Annotated in this window: 13 protein-coding genes and 1 pseudogene; 8 read left to right on the forward strand and 6 right to left on the reverse strand. The window is 40.7% G+C overall.

Features of this window, described 5'->3' with window-relative positions; all coding sequences use genetic code 11:
• The first annotated feature begins 87 nt into the window (after positions 1 to 87).
• Complete coding sequence (locus tag H4O18_RS02280; RefSeq protein WP_222942314.1) at positions 88 to 3,501, forward strand: SusC/RagA family TonB-linked outer membrane protein; 3,414 nt, start codon at positions 88 to 90, stop codon at positions 3,499 to 3,501.
• Between the two features lie 33 nt (positions 3,502 to 3,534).
• A complete protein-coding gene (locus H4O18_RS02285; RefSeq protein WP_187581477.1) occupies positions 3,535 to 5,229 on the forward strand; it encodes a SusD/RagB family nutrient-binding outer membrane lipoprotein in 1,695 nt (564 codons plus the stop codon).
• A gap of 111 nt (positions 5,230 to 5,340) precedes the next feature.
• Here H4O18_RS02285 and H4O18_RS02290 read toward each other — a convergent pair whose 3' ends face one another.
• The 6 genes and pseudogenes from H4O18_RS02290 to H4O18_RS02315 form a co-directional block, all read right to left on the reverse strand.
• The gene (locus H4O18_RS02290) at positions 5,341 to 5,547 is read right to left on the reverse strand and encodes a YgaP family membrane protein (protein ID WP_187581478.1); all 207 of its coding nucleotides are present in this window, start codon (positions 5,545 to 5,547) and stop codon (positions 5,341 to 5,343) included.
• Positions 5,548 to 5,567: 20 nt separating this feature from the next.
• Positions 5,568 to 5,873: a hypothetical protein gene (locus H4O18_RS02295; protein ID WP_187581479.1), complete on the reverse strand. Its 306-nt coding sequence runs from the start codon at positions 5,871 to 5,873 to the stop codon at positions 5,568 to 5,570.
• A gap of 135 nt (positions 5,874 to 6,008) precedes the next feature.
• A pseudogene (locus tag H4O18_RS02300) lies at positions 6,009 to 9,206 on the reverse strand (efflux RND transporter permease subunit).
• 264 nt (positions 9,207 to 9,470) lie between these two features.
• Positions 9,471 to 10,550, reverse strand: a complete 1,080-nt coding sequence (locus tag H4O18_RS02305) for an efflux RND transporter periplasmic adaptor subunit (RefSeq protein ID WP_187581480.1) — start codon at positions 10,548 to 10,550, stop codon at positions 9,471 to 9,473.
• Between the two features lie 73 nt (positions 10,551 to 10,623).
• Positions 10,624 to 11,928 (reverse strand): TolC family protein, encoded by a 1,305-nt coding sequence (locus tag H4O18_RS02310; RefSeq protein WP_187581481.1) that lies wholly within the window; start codon positions 11,926 to 11,928, stop codon positions 10,624 to 10,626.
• A gap of 321 nt (positions 11,929 to 12,249) precedes the next feature.
• Complete coding sequence (locus H4O18_RS02315) at positions 12,250 to 12,594, reverse strand: rhodanese-like domain-containing protein (protein WP_187581482.1); 345 nt, start codon at positions 12,592 to 12,594, stop codon at positions 12,250 to 12,252.
• Between the two features lie 494 nt (positions 12,595 to 13,088).
• On the opposite strand from H4O18_RS02315, the gene H4O18_RS02320 reads away from it, so the two are divergent.
• From H4O18_RS02320 to H4O18_RS02345, 6 genes are all read left to right on the forward strand, one after another.
• Positions 13,089 to 14,420, forward strand: a complete 1,332-nt coding sequence (locus H4O18_RS02320; protein WP_187581483.1) for a hypothetical protein — start codon at positions 13,089 to 13,091, stop codon at positions 14,418 to 14,420.
• A gap of 20 nt (positions 14,421 to 14,440) precedes the next feature.
• A complete protein-coding gene (locus tag H4O18_RS02325) occupies positions 14,441 to 15,136 on the forward strand; it encodes a formylglycine-generating enzyme family protein (protein WP_187581484.1) in 696 nt (231 codons plus the stop codon).
• A 47-nt stretch (positions 15,137 to 15,183) separates the two neighbouring features.
• On the forward strand, positions 15,184 to 17,526 hold the full coding sequence (locus H4O18_RS02330) for an alpha-glucuronidase family glycosyl hydrolase (protein ID WP_187581485.1): 2,343 nt from the start codon (positions 15,184 to 15,186) through the stop codon (positions 17,524 to 17,526).
• A 1-nt stretch (position 17,527) separates the two neighbouring features.
• The gene (locus H4O18_RS02335; RefSeq protein WP_187581486.1) at positions 17,528 to 18,451 is read left to right on the forward strand and encodes a dihydrodipicolinate synthase family protein; all 924 of its coding nucleotides are present in this window, start codon (positions 17,528 to 17,530) and stop codon (positions 18,449 to 18,451) included.
• 161 nt (positions 18,452 to 18,612) lie between these two features.
• Complete coding sequence (locus H4O18_RS02340) at positions 18,613 to 19,524, forward strand: dihydrodipicolinate synthase family protein (RefSeq protein ID WP_187581487.1); 912 nt, start codon at positions 18,613 to 18,615, stop codon at positions 19,522 to 19,524.
• An 8-nt stretch (positions 19,525 to 19,532) separates the two neighbouring features.
• The gene (locus H4O18_RS02345) at positions 19,533 to 20,525 is read left to right on the forward strand and encodes a Gfo/Idh/MocA family protein (protein WP_187581488.1); all 993 of its coding nucleotides are present in this window, start codon (positions 19,533 to 19,535) and stop codon (positions 20,523 to 20,525) included.
• Positions 20,526 to 20,627 lie beyond the last annotated feature (102 nt).

Here is a 20,627-nt window from a genome sequence, read left to right on the forward strand (position 1 = left end):
TAATAAAATACCATGCTTTTTGCCGATAATTTTACAATAGATTTGTTAACGAAATGCTAATTACTCAACCAATTAATAAAAATGAATATGAAAAAAAGAAGCTTGAAATTTTTGACTTTCCTTTTGTTCAGTATGGTTTCAGGAATCATGTTGGCACAACAAGGAGTAACGGGAGTCGTCAGCAGTGATGATGGCGAATTGCTCCCAGGAGTATCCGTGGTGGTTAAGGGAACTACTACTGGTGTAACCTCGGATTTTGATGGAATTTACAGTATTACTGTTCCTAACAGTAGTGCTGTTCTAGTATTTTCCTACTTGGGAATGGAAACAAAAGAAGTAACTGTAGGTAACCAATCTACCCTCAATGTTACTTTGGCAACTTCATCCGAACAGTTGGACGAGGTGGTCGTAACTGCCCTTGGTATCTCCAGGGAAAAGAAATCCTTAGGATATGCGGTAAGTGAAGTAAGTGGCGATGCCATAGACAACGTTCCACAGGAGAACGCGATGAATGCACTTTCCGGAAAGGTATCAGGTGTGGCCATCAACTCTACTGGTGGACCTGGATCAACAGTTAACATTAATATTAGGGGAGCATCTTCCCTCTCCAGTGACAACCAGCCACTATTTGTAATAGATGGAACGCCAGTAATTAGTTCTGTAAATAACATTGGTGAAGTTGGAAGGGACAACAAGGCGGATTATGGGAATGCCATTTCCGATATCAATGCCGATGACATTGAAAGCATGACGGTCCTTAAAGGTGCCAGTGCAGCAGCACTTTACGGTTCTAGGGCAGCAAATGGAGTTGTTTTGATTACTACCAAGTCCGGGAAAGCAAAAAAAGGATTAGGGGTAACCATTAATTCAAGTACCGTTTTCGACGTTCCTTATCGTTATTTGGATACGCATAGACAATTTGCAGCTGGTTCCAGACCTTATACTGAAGACAATTTTCCTTCCAATTCCTATGGTGCCATACTAATAGGTGAAACTGCCTCTGCGTGGGCAGGACCAGCCTTAGACCAAGGAATTAAGGCAATTCACTGGCCTTACACCCAAGAAGAAATTTCTAGTGGTATCCCAGTAGCTAGGGAATTAAAATCTTATGATAATGCGCCCAACTTCTTTAATACGGCCATTACCTCTACCAATAATATTAGTATTCAGGATAATAACGACAGAGTAAATTATAGGTTGTCCTATTCGGATATGAAACACGAGGGATTTGTCCCGAATTCTGATTTGAACAGGCACAGTATCAATCTAAATTCTGCTCTGAAATTAAACGAAAAAATAACCGTTAGTTCAAGCATTAATTATACCAAAGCAGGTGCAGACAACAGACCAGCCACCAACCGTGGAGCAAACCCTATGCAAGCCTTGTATGAAATTGCACCTCATATTAATGTGCTTGATATGAAAGATTACTGGTTGCCAGGATATGAAGGCCTTCGTCAAAACTCACCTTTTGCCTTTGGAGACGACCCAACAGAGACAGAATGGAACAACCCTTATTTCTTGGCTTACGAAGTAAACAACGGCTTTGAAAGAAATAGGTTCTACGGAAACGTAAAAGGAGATTGGCAAATTACGGATGACTTCGCGGCCATGTTGCGTTATAACTTTGATGAGATCAACGAAGTTAGGGAAACCAAAATGTCCAAAGGTTATACCGGCGACATTAACGGAGCTTATGGTATCCAAGATATACTAAGCAATGAAATAAATATTGATTTCTTGCTTACCTATGCCAAGAAATTTAACGATTGGGATTTATCAGCCTCTGCAGGTGGAAATAAAAGAACTGCAAAATCCTCTTCTGTAAGCAATTCAACTAAAAGCAGGGGGTCTGGTATATTAGCACCTGGACTTTTTTCATTGTCCAATATAGCTCCAGACAATCTAAACTACAGTTCGTATAAGAGTGAACGACAAGTGAATAGTTTGTATGGCTTGGTAAGTATAGGGTTCAAGGATATGTTTTATATTGATGCTACTGGTAGAAATGACTGGTCCAGTACCCTACCGGAAAACAATAATTCCTATTTCTATCCTTCCATATCTTCCAGTTTGTTGTTGAACAGGGCCTTAAATTTAAATGGTGGTGTTTCTTTAATAAAACTTAGGGCTGGTTATGCAGAGGTAGGTAATGATACCTTTGCTTATAACTTACAACCTGTATTGAATAGTGGAAGCTCTTGGGGCAATGGATCACTACTTTCTGTACCTGGAACCCTCTTAAATCCGGATTTAAAATCAGAATCCCAAAATTCATGGGAGGTAGGTACCGATTTGGCTTTCTTTAACAATCGACTTCGTATGGATTTCACTTATTACGAAAGTGAAAACCGCGATCAAATTTTCCCCGTTGATACTCCGATATCCTCTGGTTATGGTTCTAGATTTATCAATGCCGGTTTATTGACCAGTTCTGGGGTTGAGGCAGGATTAAGTGGTACCATTATCGATAATAACGACTGGCGCTGGGATATGGGATTTGTATTTGGACGTAACCGTACCAAAGTAATGGAATTGGCCGATGGTATGAACTCTATAACTTTATGGACAGATGCCAAAGGTGGAGCTATTACTTGGTTGGGTGAAGAAATTGGTAACATTGTTGACCGTGCCCTAGTACGTGTAGATGATCCAAACTCACCTTACAATGGTTGGCCAATTATTGATGATTCCGGTTTCGAGGATAGCGATAGAACCTTGGAAGATGAGAACGGAAAGAGAGTTGCCCCAATTATTGGTAACTTTAACCCAGATTTTAACCTGGGAATGACAACTTCTGCTTCCTATAAAAATTGGTCCATTTCAATGAATTTCGACTGGAGAAAAGGCGGACAGTTTGTTTCCCAAACCTACCGATACGGAGAATCTGATATGCACACCCAACGTTGGTTGGATGGTTTGCACGATTTTAGTGATGTAGGCGATGTACCAACTTACATAAAAAATAATGCAGGACAGTACCTTTCAGAAGATGGTGAGTTTTATGTACTAGTTGGTGGGCCCACGGCAGATGCTGGTGGTTATCCTGTAACCGAAGGAGGCATTACTTTAAATGATGGGGTGTTTATGCCTGGTGTACAAGGAGATTATGATGATAATGGCAACTTCGTAGCCACAGTAGAAAACATAGGAGGTCCTGGTACAGTATATACTAGATACCAAGATCATTACGGTTGGGATTTTACCAGAACAGCCACTTTTGATGCCGATTTTGTAAAACTTAGAGAAATTTCCCTAACCTATAGTGTGCCAAGTAAGGCCATTCGTCAAATAGGATTACAAAATTTAAATATCTCTTTATTTAGCCGTAATATTATCTTATGGACCAAAGCAGATATTGGTATCGATCCTGAAATGGCTTTCCAACAAGAGTCCTCTACCCAAGGGCGTAGCGGTATTCAGTTTAAACAAGGTATAGAGCGCTTTAATGTTAGTCCATGGGCCATTCCTATAGGTTTTAAACTTAATGTAAGTTTCTAAGTAAAGGCTATTAACAATAAACAAGAAAAAATTATGACTACTATAAATAAACTATTTAAACTGATGTTGGCGGTGGGCATATTGTCCGCAACTTCGTGCGACAACGACATCACGGAAATAAATACCAACCCCAACGGGGTAAACCTCAACGAGGCCAACCCAAGCTTTTTATTAACCGATGTCATGGTAAATACGGCAATGGATATTGGAAATAAAGGATACAGCGAACCATTATCGGCTTTTGTGCAGTATACTCAGAAGGATTCTTGGGGTAATAACAATTACGACTGGGCAGGAAGCGGTTGGGAAAGCTACTACAATAATTTGCGTACAGCTAAATTAGCCTTGCAAAGATCCCAGGAATTGGGTTTTAAATTCCATGAAGCTGTAGCAACCATCCTAATAGCGCACAATTTTGCCCTGCTTACCGATTTTTACGGGGATGTACCTTACACAGAAGCTTTGGAAGGAGATGGAGAAATTCTTTTACCTAAATATGATTCCCAGGAATCTGTATACAAAAGCGTTATTTCCGATTTCGAAGCCGCTGCGTCTATGCTTTCTTCCAATATGGGGAGCTTGGAAGTTTTTGGTGCAAGTCAGGATATCTTTTTCGAAGGCGATGCTGAAAAATGGATGAAATATGCCAATTCCTTGGCTCTAAGATACTATATGAGATTATCGGAAAAAGATCCAGGATATGCCGGTGCCGGTGTACAGGCTACTTTGGCCAAACCCTTGATCGCCAGTGTTGATGAGGAAGCTGCAGTTCCATATTTAGGAGTAGGCCCATCAGATTCCCAACCTAGTAATGGTAAACAGGGCACTCCATCTAACTTTTCACGTGTTAAACCTGCTACTACATTTACCTATAAATTGGCAGAATTGGACGATCCAAGAAGAGCGATCTGGTTCGATGCAGTTGCAATTCCAATTAAAGTGGTTCCTGCTGCCGATGTTCCTGGTGGTGAAGACGATGTAGTTGTAGATGGTGTTAGATACATTAATGAAGAAACCCTTGCTGATAATGGTTTAAAGATATTTGATCCGGCCACTTGGTACGGCGATCGTCAAGCTGGTTTAAGTTTGATCGATACCAGCAGTACCTATGTAGGTATTCCGGTATCTTATCAAGGATCGGAACCTTACACCTACAACTTAAATCCCAACCCAGTTCAGGGAGGTGGAAACCCACATGTTTCCTTAATGAACCCACAGTTTAACGAAGTAAAGGGAGATTACCTAAAAGCCCGTATCTTCTCTTACGCTGAAATTTGTTTTCTAAAGGCGGAAGCCGCCTTAAAAGGTTGGGGTTCCGATGCTCAGGGCAACTACAATAAAGGAGTGGAAGCTTCTTTTGAAACTTGGGGAATAGAAGATCAATATGCAGATTATATAGACAATACTGGTGTTGCCTATAACGGTACGCTAGCCCAAATCATGGAGCAAAAGTGGATCGCTAATTTTAGTTCCGCTTCAGAAGCATATTTGGATTGGAGACGTACAGGATTACCTGATCTTCAAACAGGACCTTTCGCAAAATCTACAGTTATACCTGTGCGTTTTGTATATCCAACTTCGAACAGTACATTGAATAGGGATAATTACTATTCTGCTCTAAATAGCTTGGAATCTACATCGCACACCAATGATGTTCCTGGATATATAGAAAACGACACACCTTGGTCCAAACCATGGGTACTACAAGGAGTTACCAAGCCTTGGTAATAAAGATTGAGTTTTTTTATTGAGTTTGAGTTAGTTTTAAAATACCCTGGGAGACCAGGGTATTTTTTTTTGTCTATTATTTATGGCCAAGCCCACTACGCTTTAAGACATTTATACGGTACAGCTGTCCCCATCTTTTCTAACTCCAAGCTTAAATAAGATCTTCTCCATTAGACACCATTGGGTAAAGGCGGATTGAAAAAGGTTGGCACCTACAAATAAGGTAAACCACAACCAGTTTATGTTTACGTATATTGCCAATACAACACTTATAATGATAAAAGCCCCGGCAATTGCCCTGATATATCTGTTGATCATAATATAATTTTTTAAGGTTATTAAATGAATTTTTCTATGGGAACCACCGCCGCCCTTATGGGATTGTTAGTTTCCAAATTAGTATTGAACAATGTAATAAGTCCGAATAGAATTTCAATATTTTCATCAGTGGTAAAGGAGAAAAACATGTTGGATTCTACACCGCCTTTTTCACTTGGAAACCAGTTTGATGCCATTAGCACCGTAGCCTGATTCTTATACCCATCAATATCGGAACCACTAAAGCTCTCAATATTGGCCTTTTTAAAAAGTTGTAGGATTTCCTTCCCGTACTCCTCCACAACAGTTACTATTAGAAGTTTCATTACTTTAGTTTTTTAGTTTCATTTTTATGAATTGTACTTTAATACCCATTTATAACATGGACTAAATTAATTTCCTAGGACGCTCCCTTCGACTCCGCTCAGGGACCTGAATAAGAATCTCATTTAACCTCTCAGTTACTTATAGTTCTTCCTTTCTATCATATAATACACCAAGGGCACTACTAACAAGGTAAGCACCGTGGATACAATGGTACCTCCCATTAAGGATATGGCCAGCCCTTGAAAAATAGGGTCGAACAGGATTACAAATGCTCCTATTACCACAGTACCTGCAGTTAACAAAATAGGGGTTGTCCTCACTGCTCCAGCTTCAATTACCGCCAATTTCAATGGTACCCCATCGGCCAGCCGTATATTGATAAAATCGATCAATAACACCGAGTTCCTTACCATGATTCCGGCCAAGGCAATCATCCCAATAAAGGAAGTGGCCGTAAAAAATGCACCCAGCATCCAATGGCCCAATACTATCCCGATCAGGGAAAGCGGTATGGCCACCATCATCACAATAGGAGCTTTAAAATTCTGGAACCAACCCACAATAAGTATATAAATTATGATGATGACCCCTAGGAAGGCCAATCCCAAATCACGGAATACCTCCAAGGTAATCTGCCATTCCCCATCCCATTTTACGGTATAATTATCCTCAAAATCGGGCTGCTTTATATACAGTTCATCTATGGAATACCCTGTTGGCAAATTCATGGCCTTTAACTTATCGGTCATTCCCAATATGGCGTACACCGGACTTTCCAATTCCCCGGCCAAATCGGCCAGTACATAAACCACTCTTTTCTGGTTTTTTCTATAGATGGTCTTGGCCCTAGTGGTTTGCTCAATGCTTACCAAATCCGCTATAGGAACCATATTGCCATTGCCTTGTTGCGATTTCACCTTCAATTGGGCAATATCCTGGATAGTGGATTTTTCCTTTTCCTCCAAGGCTAATATCAACCCAATTTGATTGGAAGCATTTTCATCGTACAGATTGGTCACCGCCCTTTCGGACAGGGCCATATTCATGGTATGTGCAATTTGCTCTGGAGCCACACCATAAAGCATTGCCTTTTCCTTGTCTATGATAAACTCATATTTTATCTGGTCCGCCTCCACCATCCAATCTACATCCACAACATCAGAGGTGTTTTTCAAAATCTGCTGCACCTGATCCGCAATGTCTATCTGTGTGTTGTAGTCAGGGCCGTAAATTTCCCCAACAATAGTAGATAACACCGGAGGTCCTGGTGGCACCTCTACAATCTTAATATTGGCATTGAATTTTTCCCCAATACGCTGAATTTCTGGACGCAACAAACTGGCTATATCATGACTTTGGGCACTTCTATCGCCCTTATCCACTAAATTCACCTGAATATCGGCCATATTACTACCTCCCCTCATGTCGTAATGTCGGACAAGACCGTTGAAGGTTATCGGAGCCGAAGTCCCTACATAACTTTGGTAGTTTACAACTTCTGGACGGGTATTCAGGTATTGGGCAATCTCCCTGGCCACTACTCCCGTACGTTCCAAAGTGGTACCTTCGGGCATGTCTATGACGACCTGAAATTCATTCTTATTGTCAAATGGCAACATTTTAACCGCTACCGATTTGGTAAAGAACATCCCAATAGACCCCAATAACAACAAAAATGTAATTCCTAAAAACAACCAACGTTTCTTCTTGTTCTCGATCAAAGGACTTTCAAACTTGTTGTACATTCTATATATAAAAGTTTCCTCCAAGGGCTTTTCTTTCTTTTCCTCTCCTTTTTTATCCTTCTCCCTTAGGAATATATATCCTAGATAAGGGGTAATGGTCAAGGCAACAAAAAGGGACAACAACATGGCAATGGAAGCTCCAATAGGCATTGGGGACATATATGGTCCCATAAGGCCCGATACAAATGCCATAGGCAATACAGAGGCAATTACCGTGAACGTGGCCAAAATAGTCGGATTCCCAACTTCATTAATGGCATACAAGGCAGCCTATTTAAACGGTAAGCGTTTCATTTTAAAATGCCGGTGCATGTTTTCCGCGATAATAATGGAGTCGTCCACCACTATACCCGTAACGAAAACCAAGGCAAATAAGGTTATACGATTCAGCGTATAATCCAACATATAATAGCTAAGTAAGGTAAGGGCAAAGGTTATAGGTACCGAAAGAAACACTACCAATCCTCCACGCCATCCCATGGCCAACATCACTACAAAGGTTACCGCAATAATCGCCCCAATTAGGTGCATTAACAATTCCGACACCTTATGGGAGGCCGTTTCCCCGTAATTTCGGGTCACCTCCACATGCACATCATCCGGAATTAGATTCTTTTTTAAATGATCAACTTTATCCAAAATAATATCGGAAATCTTCATAGCGTCAGCGCCTTTGCGCTTGGCTACGGAAATAGTCACGGCAGGATACTCGCTTTTATAGATTTCCCCATTTTCACTACCCTGCCCAAAGCCTAGGGATACATATTCCTTGGGAATTTCGGGTCCGTCCTGTATACTGGCAATTTGCTTTAAATAAATGGGGCGGTTCTGTTGTACCCCTACTACCAAATTTTCCACATCGGTTGCAGTTTCCAGAAATTTACCGGTGGTCACTATAAATTCGGTATCATTTTTATCAAACGTACCTCCGCTTAATTGTTGGTTATTAGCCTTTATCATTTGGGCTACAGACAGAAAATCCAATCCGCTTTCGGCCAATTTATCCTTGTCCAATACCACCCTTAATTGACGATTTCGGCCACCAATTTTTTGGGTGGCGGACACATCGTTTATCTTTTCAATTTCATCCGTAAGTTCCTGCGCAATTTGCTTTAATTGGTAATCGTCGTAATACTCGCTCCATAAGGTGAGGCCAAGCATGGGAACATCATCTATTGCCCTGGTTTTTATCAATGGAAAAGTTACCCCTTGTGGCATTTCATCCATATGCTTATTGATCTCGTTCTGGAGTTTAACAAACGAACGTTCAATATCCTCGCCCACATAGAACTGCACTATAACCATCCCCTGCTCTTCCATGGAGGTAGAGTAGACGTATTCCACACCCTTAATATTGGAAATTAATTTTTCCAACGGTTTGGTCACCCTACTTTCCACTTCGGTAGGACTAGCCCCTGGGTAACCCACAAAGATATCGGCCATGGGCACATCTATCTGAGGCTCTTCCTCCCGTGGAATCAGGAACGAACTGTACACCCCAATGACCATGAATACGATCATTAAAAGGACCGTTAACTTGGAACCTATAAACGCTTTGGCAATTTTGCCTGCTAATCCTTCTTTCATCTTTTCTTATTGTTTTTGTATTTGGGCGTTTCCTTCGCATGACAATCATATCGGCAAGGTCTTTTCTTATACCTACAAGGTTTTGAAAACCTTGCAGGAGTGCGGACCTTGCAGGAAGATCATGCAGGAATGCTCAGGTCGGGCTTTCCGCTTTTACTCCAGCTCCTTTTTAGCCTAAATACGCTAAAAAGACCTGGGGTAACTACTGCAATCCCCGCCTACCGGCAGGCAGGCCTAACGCAAATCCGTTTTTTTAATCTTCAGTTATTGGATACTTATTTTGGCCCCATTGAACAACTTCCCATCTGCCGATATTATGTAATCTTCCTCGGCGGAAAGTCCGGACAATACTTCAACACTGTCTCCAAAAGTCCTACCCAACCGCAACCAGCGCAAAAGTGCCGTATTGCTTTCACTAACCGTATATACCCCGGATAACTGACCGTTGTGAACCACAGCATCCAAGGGAATAAGTACTATATTGGTGTTTTTCTTTTTTACCGTTGGAAATTGCACAGTAGCATACATTCCGGAAAGCAAATTATACTCGGATTTGTCCAGCATCACCTTAACCATATATTGACCTCCTGTATTTTTTGCCGATGTACTTACTTCCACCACTTTCCCCTTAACAGATTGGTTAAGGGTCTTTATCAGGACAAGAACTTCCGAATCGGCCTTGATCTGAAGGATTTCGGATTCGGGTATCATGGCCAATACTTGAAAATCCCCAGGACTTTCCATTTCCAATAAGGGCATTCCTGGATTTGCCATATCCCCAACCTTAATAAACTTATTGGTTACAACCCCATTAAAAGGGGCCCGTATATTGCTATATGAAAATTGTGCGTTTACCTCGTTTTTCATTTGTTTGGCCGCTTCCAGCCGTGCCTTTGCCATGTTATAATTGGCTGTAATATCGTCCAGTTCCTTTTGGGAAGCACTGTTCTCATTAAACAAAGCCGTAAATCTATTGTAATCTTTTTCGGCGTTGTTAAAAGCAGCGGTTGCTTCTGTAATACCTGCATTTACTTGGGCCAGTTTGGCGGATATATCTGCATTGTTTATGCTTATCAATAGCTGACCACTATTAACTTTATCCCCAACTTGAACATAGATATTATCTACATACCCCATCATTCGGGTACTAAGGTTGGCACTGTTTACTGCCTCTATCTTTCCACTAGCGGATAGGAAATTACCACCGCTATGTTCAGAAACCGTATTCACTTTAACGGCAACAGCGGGAGAATTATCCGGCACCGCTTTTTTGTCCTCGTTCCCACAACTGGAAATAGTTATGACTAGGGTAATGAGTGCTGCTATGTATAATTTTGTTTGCATTTTTCTTTTAATTTTTAGTGCTGGGTGTAAATATTTCTTTTTATGGTTTCTTATATTGATTGTCTTAGACGCATTATTCCTTGGTTAAGAACTTAACATAGGCCAAGGCATAGTTATAGTTAAAAATAGTAGTGTAATATTCCAATCTCTTTTGTGAGAATTGGGTTTCGGTATTTAATAGGTCGGTCGTTTTTTCCAAGCCTTGTTCAAACCTTTTGGTTCTTATGCGAAGGGATTCTTCCGACTGTTGTAAGGCCAGGGAGGTAAGCTCAAGATTATTTTTGGCATCTTGAAGCAACCGCATGGCCCTATTCAATTCTACCTGGCTCTCCGCCTTATATTGATGCAGTTCCAATTTGGATTTTTCGTATTCGGCCCTACTTTTTTGAGTTTTCCCAAAACGTTTGCTGCCTTCAAAAATGTTCCACTTTAATTCTGCACCGATCAAATATCCATTCGCATCGCCCTGAAAAACTTTATCATCGTGCAATTCATAGGTTCCAAACGCATTTAGGCTGGGAAGGAAACTCATTTTGTCCGCCCTGTACATTTGTTGGTAAGCCTCACTGGACAAGGTCATAGCCTGTAAGTCCTTTCTATTTTCGGGTAATCCTTCCGTAATAATATCACTGACCATGAGGGTCAAGGAGTCCGTTGGTTGTAAAAGGACATAGTTGTCATCGTTCATCAAAACCGACAGGTAATTGGAGACATTGTGGACATTGCTCTTGGCGTACTGCAACTGATTCTCTATTTCGGTAAGCCTCACCTCAACGGCCAGGACATCCGATTTTTTAAGATACCCCTGTTTAAAACTATTATCCGCCAAACGCTTATTTTCCATGGCGGCCTTTTTTGCCTGTTCCAAAACCGTGACCGACTTATACGCCAATTGCAATTGCATATAGGTCTTTTCTACCTCCAAGTCCATATAATCATTGGTCCTATCCGCTTTCAACTCTATAGCGTTTAATTTGGCTTTAGCCGCCTTACGTTGATAAATACCGTCCAGGTTCACCAAAGGCTGCTGCACTTGGATACGGGTAGCATAATCCTCGATCTGACTGGGATTGTTCAATAAAAGGGGATTAAAATCGGCCTGGGTCAAAATTTCCTGGTTCAATTTAGAACCAAATGCCATCAGGGGATTGGTGGTCGCAATCGCAGTATGGGATACACTTATATTGGGCAATATTACCGCATTGGATTGAGTAAAATCTCCCTTGGCAGACAAAACATCCTGTTGGGACATTTTTATGGTATTATTGTTTTCCCTCACTTTGGTCAGCACTTCTTCCTTGCTGATCAACACCCTTTCCTGTGACTGAACAAAGAACATAGTTCCCAAAAATGATAGTATGTATATGATATTCTTCATGTTTCAATTTATTTAAGACAAAATTAGGGGGAGTAAAAGGATTGCACAGTAACTAATGTTACTGATGAAAAAAGGTACTTCTTGGCGAGAAGTACCTTTTTAGATCTGTTAGATGATATTTATTTTTGACAAACTATTTCCTTGGGGTGCCAGTTTGGCCAGCGACAGTAACCTTAAAGTCCGGCGCAATTGTATTCCCAACAAAACGGTATTGCAGTGAAGGTAAAATAGAAATAGGAAATCCTCTTATTCTTCCCCAAACCACCAACTGGGTTTCTGAGGTTTTTTAACCAGATTAAACTTTTTTATGGAATGGGTGTATTATCTCCAACGCATATATCCACCCCTCAGGTCATATACCTTTTCAAAACCCATACCTACCAATTTATGAGCTGCCCTCTGACTCCTAGCACCTGAACGGCAATAAAGGTAAACGGGCTTTTCCTTGGACATTTTTTCAAAGGATCTTTCAAAGTTTCCCGAATTAAAAAAATCAATGTTTATGGCGTTTTTTATGTGGCCAGATCCGTATTCATTTGGTGTGCGAACATCCACCAGGAGAACCTTTTTCCCAGTTATCGCCTCTGAAAATGCCGACGGATCCAATATTTCTATTTTGTCGGATTTCTCTTTACTTGTTCCGAAAAGTGTACTAAAAATGGACATATTACTTTATTTAGAATTTTTGATAGGTGTATTTTAAAAAGGAAACCGCCACCTTTTACAATGACCGTTTCCTAATACAACCAACCAAAACATTTATACCGTAAAGGTAAGCTAGGCATATATTGTCCACAGCAACTTTTGTTACACATAATATATTCCAATAAAAAAGTGGATAAAGAATTCCCTCCCTCTTGAATACATATATGGCCCAATAAACTAATAAAACAATCTATGGCCGCACAACCTTCTTAAGACCCCTTAAAAAACAAATTTTAAACTCGGAAATGGTTAGCAACCAATATAATACAGCTGTTGCATTGAGGAAAGAATCGATTATTGCAATGGCGATATAATATATATTACTTAATACACATTATATATTAACCCAAACTAATATTTAATTGGTTTAATTGATTAAAATAAGTTAATATTATTGCACTATATAAAATGTAGGTAAAACTAGAAATCATAATAACCCCTTTTATCCACAAGATTTGAATGAATTAATCGAGGTAGATGAAATATTAAGTAAAAAAAATAAATTCAACCAAACCAACATACCTAAAACCCTTCTTTTAATTGATCACAAACAGGAAATAGCCATGCATAAATATCGTTTATTGCCCTTGGTTACGGTTTGCATCTTTTTTGCAATCCCTAACATATTTGCCCAAAAAGTGAATGAGTTCCCCAAAAAAACCGACCCCTTATATAAAAAAGTGGAAATGTTTGATAGGTTGATGCTAGGCAACCATTGGAACGAGGGGGCCATTATGCAGCATGTAATTTTTCCACCTGCCGGACTGGAGCAACCCATAGTAGGTTCTCAGGCCGATTGCCTAGATCCCACTTCCGAAATGTTGGCTGCCTATTCACATAAGTACGCCATTACCAAAGATACTAAGGATAGGAAAATAGCCAATGAAATATTCGAAGCCATTTTAAAATTGGAAAAAGTAACGGGTGTTGCAGGATTGGTTGCTCGCAGTTTTAACAAGACCAACGAACCGCTTTGGCACGAAGAAGTAATGTGGTACCACGAATGGCATCAATCGACATCCATGCCCGGTTACAGGTGGCTAGGCGATTTAAGTGCCGATAAATTCACTTCCATTTTCTACGGTGTGGGAACTTTCTGGGAGCTATGTGCCGATACTGAATACAAAGATAAAGCAGCAGCCCTCCTAGATCGATTTATAGGGCGGGTAGTGGACAATAATTTCAAACTTACGGATCTCGACGGAAAAATGACCTTGTGGGGCAACTTTTGCCCTAACCTTCCACACCAAGAACTCAACTCTTTGGAAATGTTGGCCGCACTTAAGGTAACGCACCATATTACAGGTAAGGAACGCTACAATGCCGCCTACCATATGCTAATAGACCGTTATCATTACGACGACCACCAAATTAATTCCAAAATCCTATTTCCAAAAGAATGGCGCAATGTTGGAGACGACTATCATGCTGCACGTTCCCTTTATATGATAATGCGCTTAGAGACGGATCCCAACCTTCTAAATAAATACCGAATGAATTTAAACAGACATTGGTACGATTGGAAGGATATAGACTTTACATGGGAAAGTAATATTTGGTTTTTAATGGTCTATAAGGTACTCACAGGCGAGGACATCTTTACTGAAGAAAAAAAACAAGGTATCAAGGACATGTGGGGATTTGAGCGCAACACCAGGGAATTTAAAATTCCCCAAAAAGATGGTAGTTTTAAAATGGTACGTTCGGAGGAAGAACGCACCGCAGCTGCCATGATCCGTAATTATTGGTTTGGTAGGTATTACGGTATAATTGATGAAAAATGGTAATCACAAATAATATGAACCCTATGAAAATTGCTTTATCATTTCTAATTTTGATCATAAGCCTGCACCATGCGGTTGGACAAGAAAAACCAACTCCTCCCGAAGGAATGGTTTATGTTCCTGCAGGAGAATTCATCATGGGCAGCACCTATGGCGACCCAGATGAGCGACCTCAACAAATTGCTAGCACAAAGGCATTTTGTATAGACAAATACGAAGTAAGCAATGCAGAATTTGCAGAATTCGATCCAACTTTTAAATTCCCACCGGAAAAAAAGAACAATGCCGTAATTGTCACCTGGTCAAAAGCCAACGCCTACGCCAAATGGGCTGGCAAAAGATTGCCCACAGAAAAAGAATGGGAAAAAGCGGCAAGGGGTATTGATGGCCGTGTGTTTCCATGGGGAGATACCTATGACAACACCTATGTTGTGTGGGACCAAAAAGAAACCAGGGGGGCTTCCATAGCCAAACCTGCAAGTCCCTATGGCTGCTATGACATGGCGGGCAGTGTTTGGGAGTGGACGTCGGATTGGTATAAACCCTACCCCGGCAATAAGGTGCCCATGGAACAATATGGCGAAACCTACAAAGTAATGCGGGGCGGATCCAATTTTAACAACCACTCCTTTATTCGCACCTCACAACGCTATTATGTGTTACCGGAAAAAATACACGTTTACCCTGTTGGCATACGATGTGTAAAGGACATAAATTAGAACAACGCCCCTATAAAAAATATTATAATATAAAAATGTCGCACAAGATGAAAAGACTATTAAGAATTTGGCTGCTATTGATTGGTATTGGCAGTATGCTGTCTTGCGAAAAGGAACAGCCTAAAACCTTGGACCTTTCCCAAGCAAACATTGTGATATCGGCTCAGGTTGAATCACCCGTACAGGAAACAGCCGGTAACATTCTTTTGGAAGAAATTGCAAAACGAACAGATCTGCAACTAGGATTACAAAATAATTGGGATTCCGAGACCACCATTGCCCTTACCTTGGCCAATGAAAAGGAACTATTTGGGGAAAAAGTTCCTACCAGGGATGGTGACGATAGGCATGAACTCAAGAAAGAAGGCTATCGTATTTTTCATGAGACCAAAGGCAATAAGAACACCATATGGGTCATTGGCGCAGATGAAAGAGGAATTCTTTATGGGATTGGCAAACTATTGAGAACCGCTAAAATAAGTAAGAACCAAATATCACTTATTCTTAGCATTGATTTTTCCGAATCTCCGGAATACGCCCTTCGCGGACATCAATTTGGGTATCGGAATACCGCCAATTCCTGGGACTCCTGGACCGTAGAACAATTTGATCAACATTTTAGGGAACAGGTTCTTTTTGGAGCCAATAGTTTTGAAAATATTCCCTTTCAAGAAGCCGATTCAAGTCCCCACTTTAAAGTAGACCCGCAGGTCATGGAGGTGGAATTAAGCAAAATATGCGAAAAATACGATGCCGATTATTGGGTCTGGACACCTGCACCGCATGACCTCACCATAAAAAATGCCCATGAGGACGGACTTGCAGAGCAAGAGGCCTTTTATGCAAAATGTCCAAGATTGGACGGTGTATTTGTTCCTGGAGGTGACCCGGGTGAAAACCATCCTGCCCAGCTAATACCCTATTTAAATGACCTGTCCGAAATATTGCACAAATACCATCCAAATGCCGGTATTTGGGTTTCCTTACAGGGTTTTAATAAAGAAAAAGTGGAATATTTTTTTAATTACCTAAAATCTGATAGTCCTGATTGGCTTAAAGGGGTTGTTTATGGACCAAGTAGTCCGCCCATAGATTTGGAACGGGAAATGTTGCCAAAAAAATATCTGCACCGCTTTTATCCAGATATTACCCATACCGTTAGGTGTCAGTATCCAGTTGATAATTGGGATCAGGCTTATGGATTGACCTTGGGAAGGGAGCCTATTAACCCACAACCACTCATGTACACCCAACTTTTTAGGAGAGACACCAAATATACCGATGGCTTTATTACCTATTCCGATGGTTCCCATGACGACGTTAATAAAGTTTTATGGAGCCAATTGGGTTGGGATTCCAAGAAAAACCCCAAAGATATCATCTATGAATACACTCAATTCTTCTTTGGCCCAGAGGTAGCCGAGGAAGCCGCCCAAGGCATATTTGACTTGGAAAAAAATTGGCACGGGCCCATTTTGGAAAACAATTCCATTAAAGAAACCCTAGCATTGTGGAAAGGCTTGGAAGAAAACAACCCCGGTCTGGCAAATAATTGGAGATGGCAACAATTAATAATGCGCGCCTATTATGACGCCTATATTCAAGACCGACTTGCCTACGAAAAAAGATTGGAAGACGAAGCGTATGAAATACTGGCCATGGCCAATACCATTGGGGCAGATAAGGCTATGAACGATGCCCTTCAACACATTAATAAAGCAGATACCGAATTGGTTTCCCAAGACCTAAAGGAAAAGGTTTTTGAATATGGCGAGAAACTATTTCAATCCATTGGAGCACAGACCAGCGTGGAGAAATACCAGGCACGTAGTGCAGAAAGAGGGGCTATTTTGGATTTTATAGATTATCCCTTGAACAATAGATGGTGGTTGGAGGACGAATTTAATAAAATTGGCAAATTAAAATCGGAAGCAGAAAAGCTAGCGCGATTGGAATTTATTAAAAACTATGAGTCTCCCGGAGAAGGCAGTTTTTACGACAATATTTCCAGTGCGGATGCCAAGCATGTAACCTCCAAAACCGATGATGCCATAGACTTCCTATGGGAAAATGATGGTTTAAGCAGAAAGCGGCTCTCTACCCAATTGTTCCAATTTACCCCTACCTTGGAATACAATGATCTGGATCCCGATTCCAATTATTTAATCCGTGTTTCAGGTTATGGAGAGGCCCTATTAAGAGCCAATGGAGAACGCCTAAAACCTACCAAATATGAAAAAGGTTTTGAGGAGTTTAAGGAATTTCCCCTACCTAAAAATCTGATCAAGGATGGCAAATTAAATATCAGCTTTGACAAGCCCGATGAGGAACATTTGAATTGGAGAAAACAATCCCGGGTAACCGACGTTTGGCTTATTAAACAACAATAATATGTTTGACAAAAAGGAGCTTTATCCCCTCAAAGGAATTGTTACCGTGCTTAACACTCCTTTTACTACAGAGGACAGTATTGACCTTGTAGCATTAAAAAATAATGTAATAGAGGCTCTAGAGGCAGGTGTTGCCGGAATCTTAGTACCTGCTATGGCGGCGGAAGTATATAAATTGTCCAAAACGGAACGGATAAAAATGCTGAGCTTGGTCTTGGAAACCGTAGGTGATAAGATTCCTGTTATAGCTGGTGCAGGGGAACAGGATGTATACAAAAGCAAAGAACTCTTAAAAGCCTATATGGACTTAGGTTGTAAAAACGTATTGTTTCAAATTCCATATGTTGATGATAGCCAATTTCGAAATCATTTTATGCAATTGGCAGCCCTTGATCCAGAGATGATCATGTTACAGGATTGGGATGCTACGGGATACGGCCTATCGGACGAACTTATATGTGATTTGTTCGAAAAAGTGCCTGCATTCAAATGTTTAAAAATCGAAACCGTTCCGGCAGGCCCAAAATATTCCCGTATTTTGGAACTGACCCAAGGCAAATTAAACCTTAGTGGAGGCTGGGCGGTTACTCAAATGATGGAAGGGCTTCAAAGAGGAGTACACGCCTTTATGCCAACAGGCATGCATTTAATTTACACCACAATATATCGCCTATTTGAAGAAGGGAAGATTATGGAGGCAGAAGCCTTGTTCGAGAAAATAATTCCCGTATTGGCGTTTTCCAATCAACATCTGGATATCTCCATACATTTTTTTAAACGCTTATTGTACCGCCAAGGAATTTATAACACCCCCAACGTACGTAATCCCATTATGCCCTTTGATGCCTTGCATCAAAAATTAGCAGACAGACATATAGACAAAATACTGCAGCTTGAAAACGAACTGGCTACGCAAAGCAGATAAATCCTGACATTGCAGAGAGCCCCACAGGCAATCACATCCTAGGTTCTTACAAGACTGTGGGATAAAAGGCACAATAGGCAATATATTATCTGTTTTAAATAATATAGTTGTGGTGCACCCCTATCTTTTAAATTTACTTTGTTCTTAACAAAAGAAAATATATGGCATTAGAATTAAAAGGGATTATACCCCCGATGGTTACCCCACTTACCGCTGAAGGTGGTTTGGATGAAAAAGGATTGGAAAAATTAATAGAGCACCTAATTACCGGTGGCGTACACGGTATTTTCCTCTTAGGCACCAATGGGGAAGCTCCCAGTCTTAGCTATGCTTTGCGCAAAGAGCTTATTACAAAAGCTTGTAAATATATCAGCGGACGGGTTCCCGTACTAGTGGGAATAACCGACACCTCTTTTAATGGTTCCTTGGATATTGCTGCCCACTCCAAAGACGCTGGTGCCACTGCAGTTGTGGTAGCCCCTCCTTATTATCTTCCCATTTCCCAGGAAGAAATGATCGACTATTTGGAGCGATTAATTCCACAATTGTCATTACCGGTTATGATGTACAATATGCCTAGCTGTACTAAACTTCACCTTTCCTTGGAGACCGTTAAAAAGGCCAAGGAATTAGGAGCTATCGGCATTAAGGACAGCTCTGGGGATATGTCTTATTTTTACTCCCTTATAGAAGCGTTTAAAGAAACACCGGAATTCTCCATTATTGTGGGGACGGAAATGTTTCTACCGGAAACCATACTGTATGGTGGTCATGGGGCCGTTGCCGGTGGGGCAAATTTCTTGCCGGAATTATTTGTTGATCTTTACAACGCCTCGGTAGCAAATAATTTAGAAGATATAAAAATACTGCGTAGCAAGGTAGCCTTTGTAAACAGCACCATTTATTGTGTAGGCAAGAATTCCTCCAGAATTACAAAAGGTATAAAATGTGCCCTATCCGTAATGGACATTTGTGAGGACCATATGGCACTACCGTTACGAAAATTTGAAAATAAGGAACGTCAGAAGGTAAAACAGTTTTTAGACCAGTTCGAAGGTTCAAAAGTCATATAAAAATAGTAATGGACAAAAAACTAAAATGGGGTATTTTGGGCACTGCCCATATTGCTACGGAATACGTAATTCCGGCAATGCTCAACTGCCTACTTGGTGATGTTCATGCTATTGCCTCTAGGAATTTGGACAAGGCAAAGGATATATCCGAGCGATTTAAAATTCCAAACTTTTACGGTTCTTACGAAGAATTACTTACCGATAAGGAGGTAGAAGCTGTCTATATTCCGCTACCCAATCATCTTCATGTAGCATGGGCCATAAAAGCCTTGGAAGCGAACAAGCATGTCTTGGTTGAAAAACCTGTAGGACTATCCAGTAAGGAAGCCGAAAAGTTGTTGAAGGCCTCTCAAACATATCCTCATCTAAAGGTTATGGAAGCCTTTATGTACAGGCATCATCCTCAATGGATAAAGAGCAAGGAATTAGTGGACCAAAAGGTAATTGGTGAACTTAAAACCATTCAATCTTCCTTCTCATTTTTTGAGGATGATCCCAATAGCATTGTAAACAGCAAAGAGTTCGGGGGTGGTAGTTTAATGGATATTGGCTGCTACCCCATATCCCTTTCACGTTTTTTGTTCAATTCGGAACCTAAGAGTATATCCGCGGTCATTGACTATCATCCAGATTTCAAGGTAGATATTTTAGCCTCAGGAATATTGGAGTTTGAAACCGGGACTTCGGTATTCTTCAGCTCAACACAATTGGCGGACAATCAACAGGCACAAATTTTTGGAACCAAAGGGAACATAAAATTTGAACTGCCTTTTAATCCCCCTACAGATAGGCCTGCAAAAATATGGGTTACTATAGACGATGAATGCCGAACCATAGAATTTGATATCTGTAATCAATACACAATCCAGGCAGATCTTTTTGCGCAGGCCATAAAAAACAATACTCCAGTGCCTACTCCCCTAGAAGATGCTGTTAAGAATATGGTCGTTATTGAAAAGTTGAAGGAAAGCAATTTAAAAAAAGAACGAATAAATCTATAGCCTTACCAGGTTCATAATTGAATCGACCTCTGTTTATTCCTCTCAATTATTGGACAAAATAAAGCCCAATCCTTTCCAAGAAGGGATTGGGCTTACTTTATA

It is taken from the genome of Arenibacter arenosicollis (genome assembly GCF_014397245.1).
GTDB classification, from domain to species: Bacteria; Bacteroidota; Bacteroidia; order Flavobacteriales; family Flavobacteriaceae; genus Arenibacter; species Arenibacter arenosicollis.